Here is an 18,993-nt window from a genome sequence, read left to right as displayed (position 1 = left end):
GATTAGCGCGGAAGAAGGAAAGTGGTGCGTTCGCGGACGGCAACGGCCGATTCGCCCGGAACACCGAACTCGAATACGATCTCATGGCTGCCCGGAGCCGCAGCCTCGGGAGGAACCTGAACCTGCACGGTCACAGACTCGGTCATCGCAGGCTTGATCTCGAACTGCTGCGGCCCTTCCAGCCGGATGCCCTGGAGCCCCGAGACACGCACGTCGACCGGACGCGTGATTTCCTGCATGTTCATGATGCGCAGCTGATACACGTTCTCGATCAGCCCGCCCGCGACTTCGCGTGCCAGCGTTGCGCGATCGCGGATCACGTCCACGCGCAGATCGGATCGCGTCGCAAGACTCCAAACCGTTGCCAGCAGAATCAGCACAAGAACGCCGCCGTAGATCAGGGTGCGGGGCCGCAGGACGTGCCGCAGGATCTCGCGCCGCCCCCAATGACGGCGCACGGCGTTCTCCGTCGAATAGCGGATTAGGCCGCGCGGATAGCCCATCTTATCCATCACCTGATCGCAGCCGTCGATACAGGCGCCGCATCCGATGCATTCGTACTGAAGCCCCTGGCGGATGTCGATACCCGTAGGGCAGACCTGCACACAGATTCCGCAGTCGATGCAGTCGCCGACTCCTGCACTCCGGGGCTCCACGCCCTTGCGACGGCTTCCGCGCGGCTCCCCCCGCTGCTCGTCATAGGTGACCACGAGCGTATCGGGGTCGAACATGACGCTCTGGAAACGCGCATACGGACACATGTACTTGCATACCTGCTCACGCATCACACCTGCGAACAGATAAGTGAAGCCGCCGTAGAACAGGATCCAGAAAATTTCCCACGGCCCGAAGCTGAAAGTCGCGGCCGACTGAATCAATTCATCGACCGGAGTGAAATACGCGACGAGCGTGAAGCCGGTCCACAGCGAGAACAGTCCCCAGACGGTGAACTTCGCGCCGCGCAGACCCAGCTTGCGCGCGTCCATCGGGGCAGCCTCGAACTTGCGGCGCTTGTTGTGGTCGCCCTCGATCTTGTCCTCGATCCACATGAAGATTTCCGTGTAGACCGTCTGCGGACAGGCGTAGCCGCACCACAGGCGCCCCGCGATCGCGGTGAAGAAGAACAGCGCGTAGGCCGAGATGATCAGCAGGATCGCAAGATAGAACACGTCCTGCGGCCAGAACACCCAGCCGAAGATATAGAACTTGCGTTCTGTGAGATGGAACAGCACCGCCTGCCTGTCGTTCCAGGTCAGCCACGGCAAACCGTAATAGATGATCTGGGTCAGCCACACCAGCGCCCAACGCCAGTTGGCAAACACGCCCTTCACCGACCGGACGTGAAGCTTTTGCCTTGCCGCATACAGATCGTTGGATTGTTCCTCCCGAAGCTCTGATTTCGGGACCACGCGTACCCGTACCGGATCGCTCATTATCGCTATATCCGTATTTTCTGATTTACTGATAAGAATTTTCCCCGGAGCGAACCCCGGGGACTCGAACAGCAGTACAGCAAATTCAGGACTTCGACTTACTTCACGGCCGCTTGGTTCGAAAGACCGTAAACGTACGAGGCCAGCAGATGGACCTTGGCCTCGCCGAGGAACTCGCCGAATCCAGGCATGCGGTTCGTACGACCGTTCTGCACGGTCTCAGTAATGACGGCCTCGGTCGATCCATACAGCCAGTCACCGTCGGTCAGGTTCGGGGCACCCATCGCCTGCGTACCCTTGGCCTCGGGACCGTGGCAAGCAACGCAGTTCTGCTGGAATAGCTCCGATCCTCGCTGGGCACGCAGCGAATCGTGCGCCAGCCCCGACAATGAACGCACGTAGTTCACCACGTCCTTGACCCCCTCGGCGCCCAGCACGGGCCCGAAAGGCGGCATCATGCCCATGCGCCCGCCGGTGATCGTCGTCTTGATCGTCTCGGCCTCGCCACCCCAGTTCCACGCCTTGTCCGTCAGGTTCGGGAATCCCTTTGCGCCACGGGCGTCAGCACCATGGCACTGGGCACAATAGGTCACGAAAAGGCGCTTGCCCGCGCCGCGCGCTTCCTCGTCGGCGGCAACCGCTGCCACGTCCATGCCCTGGTACTTGGCGAAGATCGGCGCGTAGCGATCTTCGGCCTGGCGCATCTCCGTCTCGTACTGCCCGACGGCGCTCCAGCCCAGCACGCCCTTGGTATTTCCGAAGCCCGGATACATCACCAGATACGCAACGGCAAAGATCAGGGTGATCCAGAAGAGGTACAACCACCAACGCGGCAGCGGGTTGTTGTACTCGGCGAGATTTTCGTCCCACACGTGACCGTGCAGTTCGACAGGACCGGTTTCCCGCTTGTTGTTCGACATGAGCACGAACAGGCAGAACAGCAGGCTCAGGCCCACCAGGCCCATCACGTACGCGTTCCAGAAGCCGCTAATAAAGTCAGCCATTTTTATCCTTCCTTGCTGTGCCGGCCCCCCGGGAGGGCCGGCGCATCGTCATCGGTGAAGGGAAGTCGCGCCGCCTCCTCGAAGCCTGCCCGGGCACTCCTGCTGTATGCCCATACGCAGATGGCGACGAAACAGGCCAGGCCGAGCACGGTGACGAGTGACCGGAGATCGTTGATATCCACGGCGCTTCTCCTTTTCCTTACTTGAAGTTCGACAGCGCGGTGCCCAGCCCCTGAAGGTAGGCGACGACGGCGTCCATTTCCGACTTGCCCTCGAGCGCCGCCCTTGCACCGGCGATTTCCTCGGAGGTGTAGGGGTGTCCCAGCTTCTGCAGCGTGTGCATCTTGTCCTCGATGTCGTCGGCTTTGACCGGACGCTGCAGCCAGGGGAATGCGGGCATGTTCGACTCCGGCACGACATCGCGCGGATTGTTCAGGTGCACCCGGTGCCATTCATCCGAATAACGGCCGCCGACGCGCGCGAGGTCCGGCCCGGTGCGCTTGGAGCCCCACTGGAACGGACGGTCGTAGATGTACTCCCCGGCGACCGAGTAATGGCCATAACGCTCGGTTTCCGCACGGAAGGGGCGGATCATCTGCGAATGGCAGTTGTAGCAGCCTTCGCGCACGTAGATGTCGCGGCCCACCAGCCGCAGCGGTTCGTACGGCTTCACATTGAGCGGCTTACCGGTGCGATCGATAGCCGTCGTTGTGGTTTTCTGAAAGAACAGCGGAACGATTTCGACCAAGCCGCCGACGCTGACCGTCATGAGGGTCAGCACGATCAGCCAGCCAACGCTGCGCTCGATGAATTCGTGTTTCGATTGAGCCATGTCCTGTCTCTCCGATTAAGCGTGGGCGGCAGCGGGGGCGACCACGGGCGCCTCGTACGCCTTCTCGCCTGCCATCGTCTTGACCATGTTGTAGAACATGATGAGCATGCCGGTCAGGAACATCACGCCGCCCGCCAGGCGAATCGCCCAGAAGGGATAGCTCGCCTTCACGCTCTCGACAAAGGAATAAGTCAGCGTGCCGTCCGGGTTCGTGGCGCGCCACATCAGACCCTGCATCACACCGGCGATCCACATCGAGGCGATGTAGAGAACGATGCCGATCGTCGCGATCCAGAAGTGCGTGTTGATCAGCCCGACGGAATACATCTGGGTCTTGCCGTACATGCGCGGGATCAGGTAGTACATCGAACCGATCGAGATCATCGCGACCCAGCCGAGCGCGCCCGAATGCACGTGACCGACGGTCCAGTCGGTGTAGTGCGACAGGGCGTTGACCGTCTTGATCGACATCATCGGACCCTCGAAGGTCGACATGCCGTAAAAGGACAGCGCGGTGATCAGGAACTTCAGGATCGGGTCCGTACGCAGCTTGTGCCAGGCACCCGACAGCGTCATCACGCCGTTGATCATGCCGCCCCACGACGGAGCCAGCAGGATCAGCGAGAAGATCATCCCGACCGACTGGGTCCAGTCAGGCAGCGCCGTGTAGTGAAGGTGGTGCGGACCGGCCCACATGTAGGTGAAGATCAGAGCCCAGAAGTGCACCACCGACAGGCGATAGGAGTACACCGGACGCTCGGCCTGCTTCGGCACGAAGTAGTACATCATCCCGAGGAAGCCCGCCGTCAGGAAGAATCCCACCGCGTTGTGGCCATACCACCACTGGACCATCGCGTCCTGCACTCCGGCATAGGCGGAGTAGGACTTCGTCAGGCTGACCGGCAGCGCGGCGCTATTGACGATGTGGAGCAGCGCAACCGTAAGGATGAAGCCGCCGAAGAACCAGTTGGCAACGTAGATGTGGCTGGTTTTGCGCTTTGCGATCGTGCCGAAGAACACGATTGCATACGACACCCACACCACTGCAATCAATATGTCGATCGGCCACTCGAGCTCGGCATACTCCTTGCCGGACGTGAAGCCCAGCGGGAGGGAGATCGCCGCCAGCACGATCACCAGTTGCCACCCCCAGAACGTCAAGCTCGCGAGCCAGGGCGCGAACAGCGGCGTATGACAGGTGCGCTGGACCACGAAATAAGAGGTTGCGAACAGCGCACAACCGCCGAAGGCGAAGATCACGGCGTTCGTGTGAAGCGGGCGCAGCCTGCCGAAATGCAGCCACTCGCCCAAATTGAGCTCGGGCCAGACAAGCTGGGCTGCGATGATCACCCCCACCAGCATGCCCACCACTCCCCACACCACTGTCATGATGGAGAACTGGCGGACGACGTTGTAGTTATAAGTCGCCTGCGATTGCATGGAACTCCCCTTGAGATGAAGAAAACTTCAGCACCAGTCCGGGAGAGCATGTGCAACGGCTCGCCACGGGCTCGTGACAACGGCCGACATTCTATTGCACTGCAGTAGTGGGTGAAAATACCCAATTATAAAAAAAACCTGTTGCCAGCATGGTTTTAATTACTGCATCATACTCCAATCGTTAGGACAAAAAAAAAGGGTGCGCATCAAGCGCACCCCCAACCCCAACAGAGAGACAAAAATTCCTAACCTGATTGGCGCGATCGAATCGCGACGCACCAACCTCGAAAACCGTAGGAAAAGTATGCCAATCCTCCCTCTTCGGGGCGTTGACGTAGGTCAACAAACCCCTCCTGACGAGGGCAGGACATGATTCCCTAACAAGGGGATCACTGTTTTCCAGCCTGCGTGGGAGGGTCATCGGACTGTTTCGGTTTGCGACCTTCGGGTTGATCGCGATCGTCCATCAGCATGCGATAGGCGGGGCCTTCCAAGTCATCGTACTGGCCCGAGCGCAACGACCACCAGAAGATTGCGCCGATCACGAACACCAGCACCACTGAAAGCGGCACGAGGATGTAAAGACTTTCCATGTACGTTCAATCTACCCGTCGATGGCCCTGCAGGCGTAGGGCATTTAGCACGACGAGGAGCGAACTTCCCGCCATGCCAATTCCGGCCATCCAGGGCGTAACCAGGCCCGCCATCGCAAGCGGGACCGAGGTGAAATTGTAGGCAAAGGACCACCACAGGTTCTGCCGTATGACCTTGAGGGTACGTCGGGCGAGATCCACGCCACGCCCCAGCCCTGCCAGATTCTCGCTAAGCAGGACGATGTCGCCCTGGTTGCGGGCAAGTTCGGTTCCTCCGCCCATCGCCACCGAAACATGGGCCTGGGCGAGGACCGGTGCATCATTTACGCCGTCGCCGACCATGGCGACAATGGCTGACGGATCGACCTGCAGCCCTGCGATGAAGTCCCGTTTGGCCTGAGGCGTCATTCCCCCATGCGCTTCATCCAGCCCCAGACGTGCGGCGACCGCGGCCGCAACGGTTTGTGTGTCACCGCTCAGCACGGTAGTGCGGACACCTTCAGCGGCCAGCTTCGCGCTCAGCTCGCCGGCCTCCGGGCGCGGAGCGTCTGCGAGGCGGAAAAGCCCCAGCCAGCGCCCCCGCCCGCCGAGCGCGACGACGGAACCGCCGCGACCCGACATCCCGTCGAGGCTCGGAGACAGATCGCCGCCGAGATGCGCCGCCACGAAGTCAGGACGCCCCAGCCAATAGCGTTCGCCTTCCACCGTGCCGGTGACCCCCTGCCCCGTTTCGGAAACGAGATCCCGGGCAACGGGCAGATCCGCGTCTTCCACGGGACCGCGCAACGCCCGCGCAACCGGATGCTCGGAAGATTGCTCCAGCGCCCCTGCGATGGAGAGCAACTGCCGGGAATCGAGATCGGCGAGCGGCAGTGTTTCTTCGAGCGTCAGCAGACCCAGCGTCAGGGTGCCCGTCTTGTCGAAGACGAAATGATTGGCGTTGGCAAGCGTCTCGATCGCATGGCCGCGGGTCACGAGCACCCCCATCCGCGCCAGCGCGTCGGTCGCAACGGTGAGCGCAACGGGCGTTGCGAGCGACAGTGCGCACGGACATGCCACCACCAGCACCGACACAAACACCCACAGGGCACGTGACGGATCGATGTAATACCAGACCACGCCGGTAATGCACGCGAGCACCAGCAAGGCAACGATGAACACGACGGCAACCCTGTCGGACTGCTGCGCGATCGCCGGCTTCTCGCTCGCAGCACGCTCCATCAGTCGCTGGATGGCCGCGAGACGGGTCGAATCGCCGGTCTGCTCCACCCGGATGGACAGCGGGCTGGAGATGTTGATGCTCCCCCCCGTCACCTCGCTGCCGACCGACTTGGGCACCGGCAGGCTCTCCCCCGTGAGGAGAGCCTCATTCGCATCGCTCCGGCCGTCGATCACGACGCCGTCGGCTGGCACAACCTCGCCGGGACGAACGCGCAAGACGTCGCCCATCGCAAGTTGCGACACGGGAACGCGCTCGCCGGTCAGAGACGGCCAGCCGGGAAGGCGCTCGGCGAAGGCAGGCAGCACCTTCCCCAGTTCTTCCACGCCGCGCACGGCCCGCTGCCGCGCAAACATTTCGAGATAGCGCCCGCACAGGAGGAAGAACACGAACATCGTCACCGAGTCGAAATAAACTTCGCCCCCGTTGGTCAGCGTTGCCCAGACACTCGCGACGAACGCGCTGCCCACCCCGAGCGCAACTGGCACATCCATACCCAGCCGGCGCAACCTGATGTCACGCAGGGCGCGTCGGAAGAACGGCGCCGCCGAATACAGGACCACCGGCACGGTCAATACCAGGCTCGCCCAGCGCATCAGCAACTCGATATCGGGCGTCAGATCCCCCTCCCCCGCGAGATACGCCGGAAAGGCGTACATCATCACCTGCATCATGCCGAAGCCGGCAACGAACAGGCGCCACAGCATTGAGCGGCGTTCGCGATGCGCGATCTGCTCGGAACGCTCTGCGTCGTACGGATAGGCGCGGTAACCGATAGCCTGGATGGCGGCGAGAATGTCCGACAGCCGCGTGTGTCGCTCATCCCAGCGCACCCGCGCGCGCCGGGTGGCGTAATTGATGTCGACCAGCGAGACACCCGGCTGACGCGACACATGCTGCTCGTTCAGCCAGACGCAGGCAGCGCAGGTGATCCCCTCGAGGATCAGCGATGCCTCGCGCTCGTGCTCGCCGACGGGCTCGACGAAGCTCTTCTGGAAGTCCGGATGGTCGAACAGCCCAAGCTCCTGCAACTCCGCCGGCAGGGCCTCCTTCTGAGGCTCCGGCATCGCGTCGCGGTGGCGGTAGTAATCCGTGAGCCCGTTAGCGACGATGGAGCGCGCGACCGCCTCGCAGCCCACGCAGCACATCCGTCGCTCGACGCCATCGATCTCTACGTAGTGGCTGGTCTGCGCCGGGACGGGCAGACCACAGTGGTAACACTCGTCGCCACTGGATGAAGCGGGAACTGCGGTTTCGGACGAAGTCATCGGCACGGGAGGAAGTGAGCAGCCGCTGCAGCGCAGCATGAAACGGGGAGGACCGCACTTTTAGCACACTTCCCGGATCCCGACCAATGCCCCTTCCTGGCGTCCCCATAACCGACGGGGGGGGACGCAACCGGCGCGCGCCCCGCTCCGCCCACGCATTCCGGACAGCAGACTTACTTCGCGGTCATCCGGATCGCGCCGTCCAGGCGGATCGTCTCGCCGTTCAGGTAGGCGTTTTCCACAATGTGGCGCACGAGCGCGGCGTATTCGGACGGACGCCCCATGCGCGACGGGAACGGCACGGTCTTGCCGAGCGAATCCTGCACTTCCTGCGGCATGCCCATCAGCATCGGCGTCTCCATGATGCCCGGCGCGATCGTCATGACACGTATACCGAAGCGGGCAAGCTCGCGCGCGACCGGCAAAGTCAGCCCGACGACACCCGCCTTCGACGCTGCATAGGCTGCCTGCCCGATTTGGCCGTCGTAGGCCGCGACCGAGGCGGTGCTGACGATCACGCCGCGTTCGCCCTCTTCATTCGGAGCCGCCTTGCTCATCACGTCCGCGGCCAGCCGCATCATGTTGAAGCTGCCGATCAGGTTGACGTTGATCGTGCGAGCGAAGGTTTCCAAGCGGTGCGGCGATTCGCGGCCGATCACCTTCTCTGCAGGGGCGATGCCGGCGCAGTTCACGAGTCCGTGCAGCCCGCCGAACTCACCCACCGCGCGCTCGATCGCCGCCTTGGCGCTCTCCTCGCTGGTCACGTCGGTCTGCGCAAACACCACGTTTGTGCCGAGTTCCTTCGCGAGCGCTTCCCCTCCCTCGCGGTTGACGTCGGCAAGAACCACCTTGCCGCCTGCCGCCACGAGCATGCGCGCCGTTGCCGCGCCAAGACCGGAACCGCCGCCGGTCACCACGAATACGCTGTTTTGGATCTTCATGCCGAACTCCTCTCCATCGCCGTCCACATGCGGCGACACGGAGGCGCAAAATAATTGCAGTTGACGTCAACGTCAACTATCGCCGCCGGTCGCCCTACTCCCTCTCGCCCAGAAACCTGTACAGGGATATGAGGATTCCTGCCGTCGCGCCCCAAATGAAGTACCCGCCGTATGGCATCGCGTAGTACTCGCGCATCTTTCCCTGATACTCCGCCCTGTGCTTCTGATGCCTGGCCGGATCGAGAAAATGCGCGAGGGGCACCTCGAACGCCTCGGCAACCTCGAAACTGTCGAGCCTGAGGTCGAAGGGCGGATGCACCAAGCCGACCACCGGGGTGATGCGGAACCCCGTGCCGGTCCGGTATTCCGGCAGTTCCCCGAGCAACTCGACACAATCGGGATCCAGACCGATCTCCTCCTCAGTCTCGCGCAGCGCCGTCATCACCGCCGAAACATCGGTCTCCTCCACCCTTCCGCCTGGGAAACTGATCTGCCCGGGATGATGGTGCAGATGATCCGTGCGGCGCGTCAGCAGCACCGTCAGGGCCTCCTCGCGCGCGACGACCGGCACCAGCACCGCCGCCGGCCTCAGGTGCGTCACCGGCGGGCTGCCATCCTCATGCACCGGTTCGATCGGTCTCGCCTCCGTGAATTGCAGGCGCAGCCACTCCGCATCCCGGAATCCACCCGAACGCACGCCTTCCCTCTCTGTCACGCCCACCTCTCAGAACCGTTTGCGCAGCGTCAGGCGATCGCCTTCGCGCTGCATGTCCATGCGACTGAGGAAGCTCATCCCTAGCAGCACGAACGGGAGGTCGTTTTCGTGAATCAGCCCGTCGACGCCGTGCAAGATGACGTCGCCGACGCGCACGGCATCCAGCTTCACCTTCCACACGCGCGCCGGCCCGCTGGCCGTCTGGCTCACCCCTCCCGTACCCTTGCGATAGTCGATTCCGGCACGACGCGCGTCCGAAACGCCCATGGAAACCATGCTTGCGCCCGTATCCACGAGGAACCGAACCGATGCTCCGTTGATGCTGCCACTGGAAAAATGGTGTCCGCGCGCATCCGCGACCAAACTAACCGCCGCCGCGCCGCTCTGGTGGCCCGCACCACTGCGGACCGGGCCGGCGCCCAACGCCACTCTCTGCGTCTTTCCTCCGATCTCGACGACCGCCACCCCCTCGGCCACCTCGATCAACCGCAGTCCGTCGCGGGTCTGCTCGCCCACCGCCAGCGTACGCGGCGCACCGCCGTCCACCACCAGCACCGCCTTCTTGCCGAAAAGCCCGACCAGTTCGACATCCGCCGCGAGCACCGCGTGCGACGCCAGGACGGCAACGACCATGAACGACATCCGAAACAACCTGACCAGTCCGACCATCTAGCACCTACCGGATTTGACCCTACCCGTGCGCCCCTGTACGCGCACACCTGGACCGATCAGCGTACCTTTTTGAATGCCGACTGCCAAATTGCGAAACGTCAGGCCACCTGAGCGGCTGTGCACGCACCCCGAAAAGGCACGCACACCTTGACGACGAACAGATTGTCGCGTGTCGAGATATGCAGGGTTCCCTCCGCATCGAAATGAAGGCCCAGCCGCTCCTCGATGTTAGCTAGGGCAATCCTGTTACCCGAAGGCACTGGCATATCGCCGCCGCAGATCGAGTTGGTGACCTCGATGACAAGTTCGCCCCCCCCCACCCGAATCGCTACATGCACATCGCCACCGGCGGCAAACGGCTCGACACCGTAACGCACAGCGTTCTCTAGCAGTGGCTGAAGGACCAGAATCGGTACATTTACCGCGGCCTGCGCGCCTTCGCGGTTCCAATGCACCCGCAGACGCTCACCCAGACGCAACTGTTCGATTTGCAGATAGGCCTCTGCGAGGCGGATTTCGTCGGCGAGCGGCACCAGGGAGCGGCTATCCTTCAGTAGCGCACGGAAGAGGTCCGACATGTCGAGCAGGACCTGCTCCGCCAGACACGGATCCTGCCTCACCAGCGAAACCGCCGTATTCAGACTATTGAACAGGAAATGCGGTCGAATGCGCGACTGCAACGCCATCAGGCGTGCCTTCGCGAGGGCTGGCGACAGGACCCGCTGGCGCCAGTTGAAGTACCCGAGGATCATCGCCGCCAGCAGACCCGCCATCGCAATCGATTTCAGCACCGCTCCCCAGGGAACCGCCCCTACCCACGAATGGAACGCGAGATCCAACGCGCCAGCGACCGTGGCGGCGAGAGCCACCGAGGCACATACGCCACGCCGGTATGGCATTCGTGCGAGCAAGGGCGAGAGCAGGAACAACGACAGGGCGACCGCCAGCAGCGAGAACTCGAACGGAAGCGCCGCCCCCCCGACCGACTTCAGGGCCTCGATCGCATCAGGGGCGTGGGCCGCGAGCGTTACCAGGTTGGCAGCCTCGGCAATGACAAGTATGCGCAGCAACACGCCCAGGTTGCGGAAGTCGGGAAGAGTCACGACGTCGTGCGATGGTGCGTTGTCCAACGAAGTTCAGCTCCTGTAGCGAATACTTGCTCCGACCGTCGCATCCCGCCGCGACCATTCTTCAGTCCGCAAGGTCCTGCGGACTGAAGTCCGCGCACGCACGGATGCTGCGTTCGCCACTCATGCGCAGAAAACATACGCTCATCGGACGCGCCTTCTGCTTCGGCACGACTTTGACTAGGCTCTACCCAGGATGCAGTTCCGACCATACCATCCACGTACCACCTCATGCCATGGACCTGATCGTGAACGCGAAACAAACCACACAGCAGCCGATGCGCAACGGCTTCACCCTGATCGAAGTGATGATCGTCGTCGCGATCATCGGCATTCTCGCGGCCGTTGCCTACCCCTCGTATCAATCCTACGTGGCCCGCACGCACCGGAGCGCAGCTGTCGCGCACCTCATGGACATCGCCACGCGGCAACAAGCCTTCCGACTGGACGCGCGGACCTTTGGTACGCTTGCAGAAATCGGAATGGCTAGCGCACCGTCCGAGGTCAGCGCCCATTACGACATAACGCTGCCTGCAGCGCCCACGGCAACGACCTTCTCCGTTCAAGCCGCGCCCAAGGGCGGACAGGCCACCAATGACTCAGCATGTGGCACGCTGACCATCAACCAGGCCGGCGCAAAGACGGTGTCCGGATCGGGAAAGACCGCCGCCGACTGTTGGGGAGGACGCTAAGCATGACACACCCGCCAAGCGAGGCCCGGCCGCGGTTGTATCCCAGACAAAGCGGGTTCAATTTGCTTGAGTTGATGGTGACGATTGCCATCGTAGGCATCGTTGCCGCAATCGCATATCCGTCGATGCAGGAAGTGCTCGCAGCGCAACGAGTTCGCGCTGCATCGTCAGCCCTCCATGAGGCGCTGATCATGGCACGCGCCGAAGCACTCAAACGCAATACTGCAATCAACTTTGCGACGACCGGGCTTGGGGATGGCTGGTCGGTTCAGGTCAAGGCCGACAAGACCGAGATCCTCTCACACACCACCTTCGCTGGCGTCACTTTCGAACCCGCGAACCCAACCATCGAATTCAACTCCCGCGGCCGCGTTACGGCAGACATCGCCGTCAAGATTAGCGCCACCGACACCAGTCGCATCATGTGCGTCCAGGCGCTTACTACCAGCCGGATTTCCGAGCAGGAACCGAAAGATGGAGCCTGTCCATGAATAACCACAAGACGCGTTCGACCAAACATAACGGAGGCTTCAGCCTGATTGAGGTTCTCGTATCGATTCTCATCCTGGCAATCGGATTATTGGGCCTTGCCGGCCTGCAGGCCAAGTCCAATGAAATCGAAATGGAGGCCTACCAACGCTCGGTTGCACTGGCGCTGGTACAGGACATGGCAAGCAGAATCGCAGCAGGGCGCCAATACGCAAACGGTTTCGCCACAAACAAGGTCTATGGCACCAACGACGCCGAGCCGGCCGACTGCGCCGCCTTGACAGGCGCAGCTCGGCACCTCTGCGAATGGAGCAACTCAATGAAGGGCGCCGCTGAAAGCCGGAAGGAAAGCGATGGCAACACCCGGAGTATCGGTGCGCCGATAGGTATGCGTGGCTGCGTCCTTACCGTTGCCGACCCAACCCCGAATGCGCTCGCCGAATACTTTGTTGTCGGCGTCTGGCAAGGGCTCACCCCGACCGCGTCCCCGGCCGCGAACACGCCTGGAGCACGGTGTGCTCCTGATGTGGATTTTGGCGCAGGCCAAAGGCGCGCGGTGGTGATCCGCGTTCTTATCCCGAAACTCGCTGCCAGCTGAAACGCGACGGAGATTACATCCCATGTTCCGTTTCGTACCTTCCCATCCCTTCGGCCGCACGCAAGCTGGCGTTTCCCTCGTAGAGGTCATGATTTCGATGACCTTGGGCCTGCTTGTTTTGGCTGCGATGACCACCGTATTCGTTAACAACAGCCAGTCCCGGCGGGAACTCAACAATGCCGCAACGCAACTCGAGAACGGCCGTTACGCCCTCCAGATACTCAAGGACGAACTTTCGATGGCCGGCTATTACGACGCCCTGGCGAATCTGAACACTGGCGCAAAGACCGCGAGCCCCTGTTCCTCGACGGTCGCCGACTGGAGCGACACCATGGTCGTGGCGGTCGAAGGCGTGAATAGCGACCGGTTTGACTGCATCAACTCCGCGTCAGTCAAGGCTAACACCGGGATGATCTTTGTCCAACGTGCCTCGACCTCCGAACAGTCGCCCGAGGCACTAGACAATACCGATCAGGGCCGGGCGTTCCTGCAGGTTCAAATGTGCGGTGCGCAATACGATGCCGGAAACAGGATGGTTCTAAAGAGCCACACGGAGCAGGACCCCGACACCGTGTTCACGATGCAAACGAAGAAATGCGACGGAACGAAGGCGCCGATCCGCGAATACATCCGCCGAATTTTCTTCATTGGCGAAGCGAAGGGTATCCCAGTGCTCAGGCGGGTTGACGTACGCAGTGACGGTCTGCAAGCAGCCCAAGACCTTGTCGAAGGGATCGAAGACCTGCAGTTCGAGTATGCAATTGACACAAATTCGAACGGCTCTCCCGACGAATTCAGCGAAACTCCGACCGCCGACAAGATGGCCGACATCGTCGGAGTCCGCGTATGGTTGATCGCCCGGTCGCTGCTTCCGACTCCCGGTTACTCAGAATCCAAGACATTCAAGCTGGGAACGAAAGACGCAGGTGCGATCGCCGGGCTATTGCCCGCCGGCTACAAGCGCCACGTGTTCACAACCTATATCGAACTCGTCCACCCCGTCGCGCGGAGAGAGAAATGACCTACCCACGCAAGGCCGGACAAGCGGGTGCCGTGCTGTTCGTCGGCCTCATCATGCTGATCCTCATCACACTACTGGCAGTATCGGCCATTCGGCTCGCCAAGACTAACATGTTGATCGCGGGCAACGAACAGTTCCAGGTGGAAGCGGAGAACGCCGCGAATTATCACCTTGACCAGGCTTTGAATACGGACAATTTCACCGCGACCAACTTGAATGCCGACCCGAACACGCTTCCGGCATTCGACGGCAGCAGCGCAAGCAGCAGCCAAAAGTACAACGTGACCATCCCAAACTCAAAATGCAAGAGATACCGCTACCTGAAGAAGTCCGAGCTCGTCGGAGCCGGTAACAGCGTCCCACTTGAAAACATCGCCTGCTTTGGGAGCACAGCCGGTTCGGGTATCACGATAGTCGTCGACGCTGCGTCGCTGAACGACAACTCCCTGTGCGCCACCTCCCTTTGGGAAATGAGTGCAGACGTCGAGGTACCCAGCACTGGAACAAAAGTACAGGTCGCGCAGGGTGTTGAAATGCGGATCGATTACGCTGAAGCAAAAAACGATTGTGAAAAGTGATTGCGCAGATACGCCGGACAACGGAGTGACGAAATGAAAATCAAGCTATCGCGCGCAATTGCGCTGGCCTTCGCGGGGCTTACGTGGTGCTCAGCCTACGCAGAGGATATCGACATCTACACCCAAGGCACCGCCTCCTCCGCGTCCAACGTTCTGATCTTCATAGACAACTCGTCCAACTGGTCGAATTCACGACAGCAGTGGGATAAGAGCGACGCGTTAGCCAAGTGCGGATCCGCGGACTCGACGGATCCAGCGGTGGTAGCTTGTCGGAAGTATACGAATCTTATATTCGGTGCTGATTCAAAGCTCGTGCAAGGACAGGTCGAATTGCGCGCCCTCAAGCAGGTACTGCAGGAGATCTCCTGCACCGAGGAACTCGGCGTCAATGTCGGTTTGATGCTGTACAACACCGAGGGTACGGTAGATAGCGCCAGCGGCGTCTCGGGCTACATCCGTCGGCGCATCCTCGAACTGCCCACCGCGAAAAGCATGGGTTTCACGCTGCCCAGTGACCTGACGCCCGACCAACTTGCAGCGGCGATTAAAGAGAAATACGACTCGTGCGTCGCAGCCTTGCCGAAGAATTTTGCATTGATCCAAGATTTGGACAATATCGATGCGAACATCACCGGCAACGATTTCAAAGGCCCCTCTTCCGGCGATTACGGCTCGTCAATGTACGAAGTCTTCAAGTATTTCGGCGGATATGCCAATACATCCGGGCGCGAAGCAACGGCAATGGGCTCGCCGGCCGGAGCCAAGGGATTCGGGCCGACCCGCTACTCCCTCAAAAACAGTCTGGAAGACGCCGACGCCTTCGTTCCAGACACAGACCGCAAGGTCTACAAGAGCCCAATCCAGGAGGGCTTCTGCGGCAAAAATTACCTTCTCCTAATCGGCAACGCATTTCCGAACGCGGAGTTCGATCCGAACAGTCCACCGAAGAGCGGCATCAACGGCGTCATGGAACGGATCGGACTGACGCCGAAGCAGATCTACGATGAAAGGGTGGCCAGCAATACGCGTTACGCCGACGAATGGGCCCAGTTCCTCGCCGGCACCGATGTCAGCAGCCTCACGGGGCAGCAACCGGTCAAGACGTTCACGATCAACGTGTTCAATAAGACCTTCGCCAGCCCGACAGACGATCTGCAGGCGCGCCTGCTCGACTCGATGGCCATCAACGGCGGCCCGAGCGTAGGCGGCGCGTTCAAAGTCGACGGGAACATCGGCGCGCTCATAAAGGCGATCAAGGACGTCCTCTTGCAGATTTCGGCGCGAAACTCCGCCTTTGCCTCCGCATCACTACCGATCAGCGTGAATACCCAGGGCACCTACCTGAACCAGGTGTTCATCGGCATGTTCCGTCCCGGGGCGGACGGCCGTCCGCGCTGGGCCGGCAACCTCAAGCAGTATCAATTCGCGATCAAGGAAACTTCGGACGGAAGCACGACCAAGCGCACCCTGTACCTTGCCGATGCGAAGAAGGAAGCTGCCATCGACAATACCAATACCGGGTTCCTCCAAGGATGCGCCACGAGCTTCTGGACAAAGTCGTCCGATCCAGCAAACTACTGGCAGTCGGTTACGGACCCGAAGGCAAACAAGGATGTCTGGCAGATTCCGGAAGGAAGTTGCACATCGGACACGAAATACAACGACGCACCTGACGGAAGTGTCGTGGAGCGCGGTGGTGTCGCCCAGAATCTGCGAAACATGACACCGTCCAAACGAGTCATCCAAACCTGCAACACGAGCAGTTGCACCAGCGCGAAGGAGTTCGGCGATGCCGACGCCTCAGTCGCCGCATGGGTTAGGGGGACAAACGTAGGCGACGGCTATAATTCGACGAGCGCAGCCAACCCCGACGACATTCAATACGGTAAGGACGCAGCGACGATGCGTCCCACGGTACATGGCGGCGTCATTCACTCGCGGCCACTGGCCATCAACTACGGCTCAGGCACCAAGGACAACGTCGTTGTCTACTACGGTGCGGACGACGGACTACTCAGAGCAATCAACGGCAACAAGACCTCGGATGCGGGGAATGAACTGTGGTCGTTTATCGCACCCGAGTTCGTGAGCCGTCTCCAGCGCAATCGAGACAACTATCCGCTCATCACGTTCTTCGACGATCCCACTTCCCCGAAGGATTACTTCTTCGACGGATCGCTGGGCGCGTACGCCGGCCCGGCCAACACCGATGGCACCGGGGCTGCCGTCAAGTACCTATACGCGTCAATGCGACGTGGCGGTCGGATGATCTATGCCTTCAACATCACGAAGCATCCTGCGGAGACGGACGGCACCCCCGTCCCAATGTGGCGATTCGGCTGTCCGACGACAACCAACACCGACAACACTGGCTGCGTTGGTGGCTCCGGCGTCGAAAAAATCGGGCAGACTTGGTCCACGCCCAAGCTGATGCGCGTCAAGGGTGCGTCGACGCTGTTTGCAATTTTTGGGGCCGGCTACGACAAGTGCGAGGACAGCGAGCCGCGCACGTGTTCCACCGCTCCGACCGGACGAGGCATCTTCGTCCTTGACGCCGTGACTGGCGAGCTCAAGCAATTCATTGACTTCAGCAAAATCAGTTCCAGCGCTGGCCGTGTCGTTGCCGACGTTGTGCCCGTCGACACGGACAACGACGGATACACGGACATAATTTACGCCGCCGATACGAGTGGCAATCTGTGGCGCGTCAACCTTTCGTCCAACGACCCGGCAAATTGGGTCATCACCCACGTGGCAATGGTTGCGGACTGGTCCGTGACATCGAAGAGCCGCAAGTTCCTATATGCACCGGACGTGGTTACCATCGGAGAATTCAATATCGTCCTGATCGGAACTGGCAACCGTGAGAAACCGCTCGAGAAGTCGGCTGCGGCGCTCGTCAAGAACCGATTCTACGGCTTCTGGGACAGCTACAAGCAAACAACAAAGTCGAGCCCTGCGTTTGTGACAATCGACGACCGCACCGATTGCGACAAGGCCGGTGACGCCGTAACGGATACCGGCTGCGATCTCATGAACACCAGCACGGCAAGCGTAACTGGGTATCTAACAGCCTTTTCCGATCCTCTGCTGCGGCCCCGCGGCTGGGTCATCGACCTTGAGAACACGGCGAACGAACAGGTTGTCACCACCGGTGCAACTGTCGGGGGTCTGGTGAACTTCAGTACCTTCCGGGCAGGGCAAGAGGTCAAGGACGGCGAACCCGTCGGATGTTCCGCGCTCGGGACAGCCCGAGGTTATGCAGCGTGCTTCCTGCATGGCGGCGCCTCCTGCGATGATGTACCCCCGGCCGGTGCGAGCAGATCGAACGAGTTTGCCGGCGGGGGACTTCCACCATCCCCGGTGACCGGGGTGGTTGAAGTTGACGGCAAGATCGTTCCGTTCATCATCGGGGGAAAACCGGAGGCAGGGAGCGGATCGCCGCTGGAAGCGAAACTTCCGCCCATCCCGATCAAGAAGAACCGCACCAAGGTCTATCGTTACAAGAAGATAGACTGATCTGATTCAAGTAAACCTGATTGCGGGCCGCGACGACGCGGCCCGCGCTTTAGCCGGTCTGCACGTACGCTGGTTCACGAACGTGCGACGCCTTCTTCAGCAGATTGCGTGTGCCAAGCGCGGCCGGCCGACGCGATTGATGATGATCTTGCGCGCAATCCCCTCGCTGCACACCGTCAGGGTGCCCGCTTGCCAGGCGCTGGTTGCGAGTTGCTGCGTGCGTCCGGTGGCAACATAGGACACATAACGGCCGACACTGGCGTCGCCCCAGATGCGGATCCGGCTATCGCGCGCCTCACCAGTTCGAAGCAGAGGCTCCTCGGTCTCGCGCCGACCGTTGTCGTTGGCGTCCTCGAACATGATCCAGCCGGGGTTCCAGTCCGCCGTGCCGGAACAGTCCTGCGTATCATCGCTGGGGCACAGAATGATCCTGTGGCGCCTTTTGAGCGCCTCCGAGCGAGTCTGAATCACCGCAGAGAACAAATCGCTCGACGCCTCGCCCACACGCGCGTCCGTCAGTAGTCGCGCAAACGACGGCACCGCGATCGCGGACACCACACCGGCAATGGCCACGACCGCCGCCAGTTCTACGAGCGAATATCCCCTTGATGACGCCCGACGGCGTCGAAGGCTGGTGTTTTGCTCCACCCGCTGCCGCTTGCCCCGGCCAACGTTGATCCCTGCATCCAAACCCACTGCGCCCTCCCGACATGGAACCGGCGAAGATTCTATTGTAATTTGTATAAATGACAATAACATTTTCATCGGAGCTTGATATGTTGCAGGACAATCGTGACAGCTCGAACAGCGAGGGGGAATATTGCGCCGCGCCAACTCAAGCGCGGGGAACCG

The 18,993-nt window shown here is 61.1% G+C and carries 18 protein-coding genes; 6 read left to right on the top strand and 12 right to left on the bottom strand.

What is annotated here, in order from left to right; genetic code table 11:
* Positions 1-2: 2 nt before the first annotated feature.
* The 11 genes from ccoG to ToN1_RS17910 form a co-directional block, all read right to left on the bottom strand.
* Positions 3-1,433 carry a cytochrome c oxidase accessory protein CcoG gene (gene ccoG / locus ToN1_RS17960; protein ID WP_169206316.1) on the bottom strand — a complete coding sequence of 477 codons (1,431 nt, stop codon included), beginning with the start codon at positions 1,431-1,433 and terminating at the stop codon, positions 3-5.
* Between the two features lie 98 nt (positions 1,434-1,531).
* Positions 1,532-2,437, bottom strand: a complete 906-nt coding sequence (gene ccoP / locus ToN1_RS17955; RefSeq protein WP_169206315.1) for a cytochrome-c oxidase, cbb3-type subunit III — start codon at positions 2,435-2,437, stop codon at positions 1,532-1,534.
* A 2-nt stretch (positions 2,438-2,439) separates the two neighbouring features.
* Entirely contained in the window at positions 2,440-2,619 is a 180-nt protein-coding gene (locus ToN1_RS17950) for a cbb3-type cytochrome oxidase subunit 3 (RefSeq protein WP_169125065.1), read from the bottom strand.
* A 17-nt stretch (positions 2,620-2,636) separates the two neighbouring features.
* Positions 2,637-3,269, bottom strand: a complete 633-nt coding sequence (ccoO, locus tag ToN1_RS17945) for a cytochrome-c oxidase, cbb3-type subunit II (RefSeq protein WP_169206314.1) — start codon at positions 3,267-3,269, stop codon at positions 2,637-2,639.
* 15 nt (positions 3,270-3,284) lie between these two features.
* Positions 3,285-4,709 (bottom strand): cytochrome-c oxidase, cbb3-type subunit I, encoded by a 1,425-nt coding sequence (gene ccoN / locus ToN1_RS17940; protein ID WP_169206313.1) that lies wholly within the window; start codon positions 4,707-4,709, stop codon positions 3,285-3,287.
* 389 nt (positions 4,710-5,098) lie between these two features.
* Positions 5,099-5,302, bottom strand: coding sequence for a cbb3-type cytochrome oxidase assembly protein CcoS (gene ccoS / locus ToN1_RS17935; RefSeq protein ID WP_169206312.1), 204 nt, complete (start codon positions 5,300-5,302; stop codon positions 5,099-5,101).
* A gap of 6 nt (positions 5,303-5,308) precedes the next feature.
* Entirely contained in the window at positions 5,309-7,789 is a 2,481-nt protein-coding gene (locus tag ToN1_RS17930; protein ID WP_169206311.1) for a heavy metal translocating P-type ATPase, read from the bottom strand.
* Positions 7,790-7,962: 173 nt separating this feature from the next.
* The gene (locus ToN1_RS17925; RefSeq protein WP_169206310.1) at positions 7,963-8,730 is read right to left on the bottom strand and encodes a 3-hydroxyacyl-CoA dehydrogenase; all 768 of its coding nucleotides are present in this window, start codon (positions 8,728-8,730) and stop codon (positions 7,963-7,965) included.
* A 94-nt stretch (positions 8,731-8,824) separates the two neighbouring features.
* Entirely contained in the window at positions 8,825-9,364 is a 540-nt protein-coding gene (locus tag ToN1_RS17920; protein ID WP_244861069.1) for a CoA pyrophosphatase, read from the bottom strand.
* Positions 9,365-9,454: 90 nt separating this feature from the next.
* On the bottom strand, positions 9,455-10,078 hold the full coding sequence (locus ToN1_RS17915) for a retropepsin-like aspartic protease family protein (protein ID WP_244860820.1): 624 nt from the start codon (positions 10,076-10,078) through the stop codon (positions 9,455-9,457).
* 137 nt (positions 10,079-10,215) lie between these two features.
* Positions 10,216-11,247: a sensor histidine kinase gene (locus ToN1_RS17910; protein WP_169206308.1), complete on the bottom strand. Its 1,032-nt coding sequence runs from the start codon at positions 11,245-11,247 to the stop codon at positions 10,216-10,218.
* Positions 11,248-11,480: 233 nt separating this feature from the next.
* Here ToN1_RS17910 and ToN1_RS24935 point away from each other — a divergent pair, with 233 nt between their 5' ends.
* Genes ToN1_RS24935 through ToN1_RS17880 form a run of 6 tightly spaced genes read left to right on the top strand, consistent with a single transcriptional unit; the run spans position 11,481 to position 18,141 of the window.
* The gene (locus ToN1_RS24935) at positions 11,481-11,936 is read left to right on the top strand and encodes a type IV pilin protein (RefSeq protein ID WP_169206307.1); all 456 of its coding nucleotides are present in this window, start codon (positions 11,481-11,483) and stop codon (positions 11,934-11,936) included.
* 2 nt (positions 11,937-11,938) lie between these two features.
* Positions 11,939-12,427 carry a GspH/FimT family pseudopilin gene (locus tag ToN1_RS17900; protein ID WP_169206306.1) on the top strand — a complete coding sequence of 163 codons (489 nt, stop codon included), beginning with the start codon at positions 11,939-11,941 and terminating at the stop codon, positions 12,425-12,427.
* Positions 12,424-13,023 (top strand): type IV pilus modification protein PilV, encoded by a 600-nt coding sequence (pilV, locus tag ToN1_RS17895; RefSeq protein ID WP_169206305.1) that lies wholly within the window; start codon positions 12,424-12,426, stop codon positions 13,021-13,023. Before ToN1_RS17900 ends, pilV begins: the two co-directional genes overlap by 4 nt.
* A gap of 22 nt (positions 13,024-13,045) precedes the next feature.
* Positions 13,046-14,044, top strand: coding sequence for a PilW family protein (locus ToN1_RS17890; protein ID WP_169206333.1), 999 nt, complete (start codon positions 13,046-13,048; stop codon positions 14,042-14,044).
* Positions 14,041-14,622, top strand: a complete 582-nt coding sequence (locus ToN1_RS17885) for a PilX N-terminal domain-containing pilus assembly protein (RefSeq protein ID WP_169206304.1) — start codon at positions 14,041-14,043, stop codon at positions 14,620-14,622. The genes ToN1_RS17890 and ToN1_RS17885 overlap by 4 nt, the downstream gene beginning before the upstream one ends.
* Before the next feature lie 33 nt (positions 14,623-14,655).
* Positions 14,656-18,141, top strand: coding sequence for a pilus assembly protein (locus tag ToN1_RS17880; protein WP_169206303.1), 3,486 nt, complete (start codon positions 14,656-14,658; stop codon positions 18,139-18,141).
* Positions 18,142-18,237: 96 nt separating this feature from the next.
* Here ToN1_RS17880 and ToN1_RS17875 read toward each other — a convergent pair whose 3' ends face one another.
* Positions 18,238-18,831, bottom strand: coding sequence for a GspH/FimT family protein (locus tag ToN1_RS17875; protein WP_210147855.1), 594 nt, complete (start codon positions 18,829-18,831; stop codon positions 18,238-18,240).
* Positions 18,832-18,993 lie beyond the last annotated feature (162 nt).

The sequence above is a fragment of the Aromatoleum petrolei genome (assembly GCF_017894385.1).
Lineage (GTDB): Bacteria > Pseudomonadota > Gammaproteobacteria > Burkholderiales > Rhodocyclaceae > Aromatoleum > Aromatoleum petrolei.
The sequence above is the reverse complement of the archived record's forward strand: the minus strand, read 5'-3'. Positions and strand labels throughout refer to the sequence as shown.

Coding starts and splice junctions, on each gene's coding strand:
- ccoG (WP_169206316.1), bottom strand. CDS start 1,433: ATGAGCGATCCGGTACGGGTACGCGTGGTCCCGAAATCAGAGCTTCGG.
- ccoP (WP_169206315.1), bottom strand. CDS start 2,437: ATGGCTGACTTTATTAGCGGCTTCTGGAACGCGTACGTGATGGGCCTG.
- ccoO (WP_169206314.1), bottom strand. CDS start 3,269: ATGGCTCAATCGAAACACGAATTCATCGAGCGCAGCGTTGGCTGGCTG.
- ccoN (WP_169206313.1), bottom strand. CDS start 4,709: ATGCAATCGCAGGCGACTTATAACTACAACGTCGTCCGCCAGTTCTCC.
- ccoS (WP_169206312.1), bottom strand. CDS start 5,302: ATGGAAAGTCTTTACATCCTCGTGCCGCTTTCAGTGGTGCTGGTGTTC.
- ToN1_RS17930 (WP_169206311.1), bottom strand. CDS start 7,789: ATGACTTCGTCCGAAACCGCAGTTCCCGCTTCATCCAGTGGCGACGAG.
- ToN1_RS17925 (WP_169206310.1), bottom strand. CDS start 8,730: ATGAAGATCCAAAACAGCGTATTCGTGGTGACCGGCGGCGGTTCCGGT.
- ToN1_RS17915 (WP_244860820.1), bottom strand. CDS start 10,078: ATGGTCGTTGCCGTCCTGGCGTCGCACGCGGTGCTCGCGGCGGATGTC.
- ToN1_RS24935 (WP_169206307.1), top strand. CDS start 11,481: ATGGACCTGATCGTGAACGCGAAACAAACCACACAGCAGCCGATGCGC.
- ToN1_RS17900 (WP_169206306.1), top strand. CDS start 11,939: ATGACACACCCGCCAAGCGAGGCCCGGCCGCGGTTGTATCCCAGACAA.
- pilV (WP_169206305.1), top strand. CDS start 12,424: ATGAATAACCACAAGACGCGTTCGACCAAACATAACGGAGGCTTCAGC.
- ToN1_RS17890 (WP_169206333.1), top strand. CDS start 13,046: ATGTTCCGTTTCGTACCTTCCCATCCCTTCGGCCGCACGCAAGCTGGC.
- ToN1_RS17885 (WP_169206304.1), top strand. CDS start 14,041: ATGACCTACCCACGCAAGGCCGGACAAGCGGGTGCCGTGCTGTTCGTC.
- ToN1_RS17880 (WP_169206303.1), top strand. CDS start 14,656: ATGAAAATCAAGCTATCGCGCGCAATTGCGCTGGCCTTCGCGGGGCTT.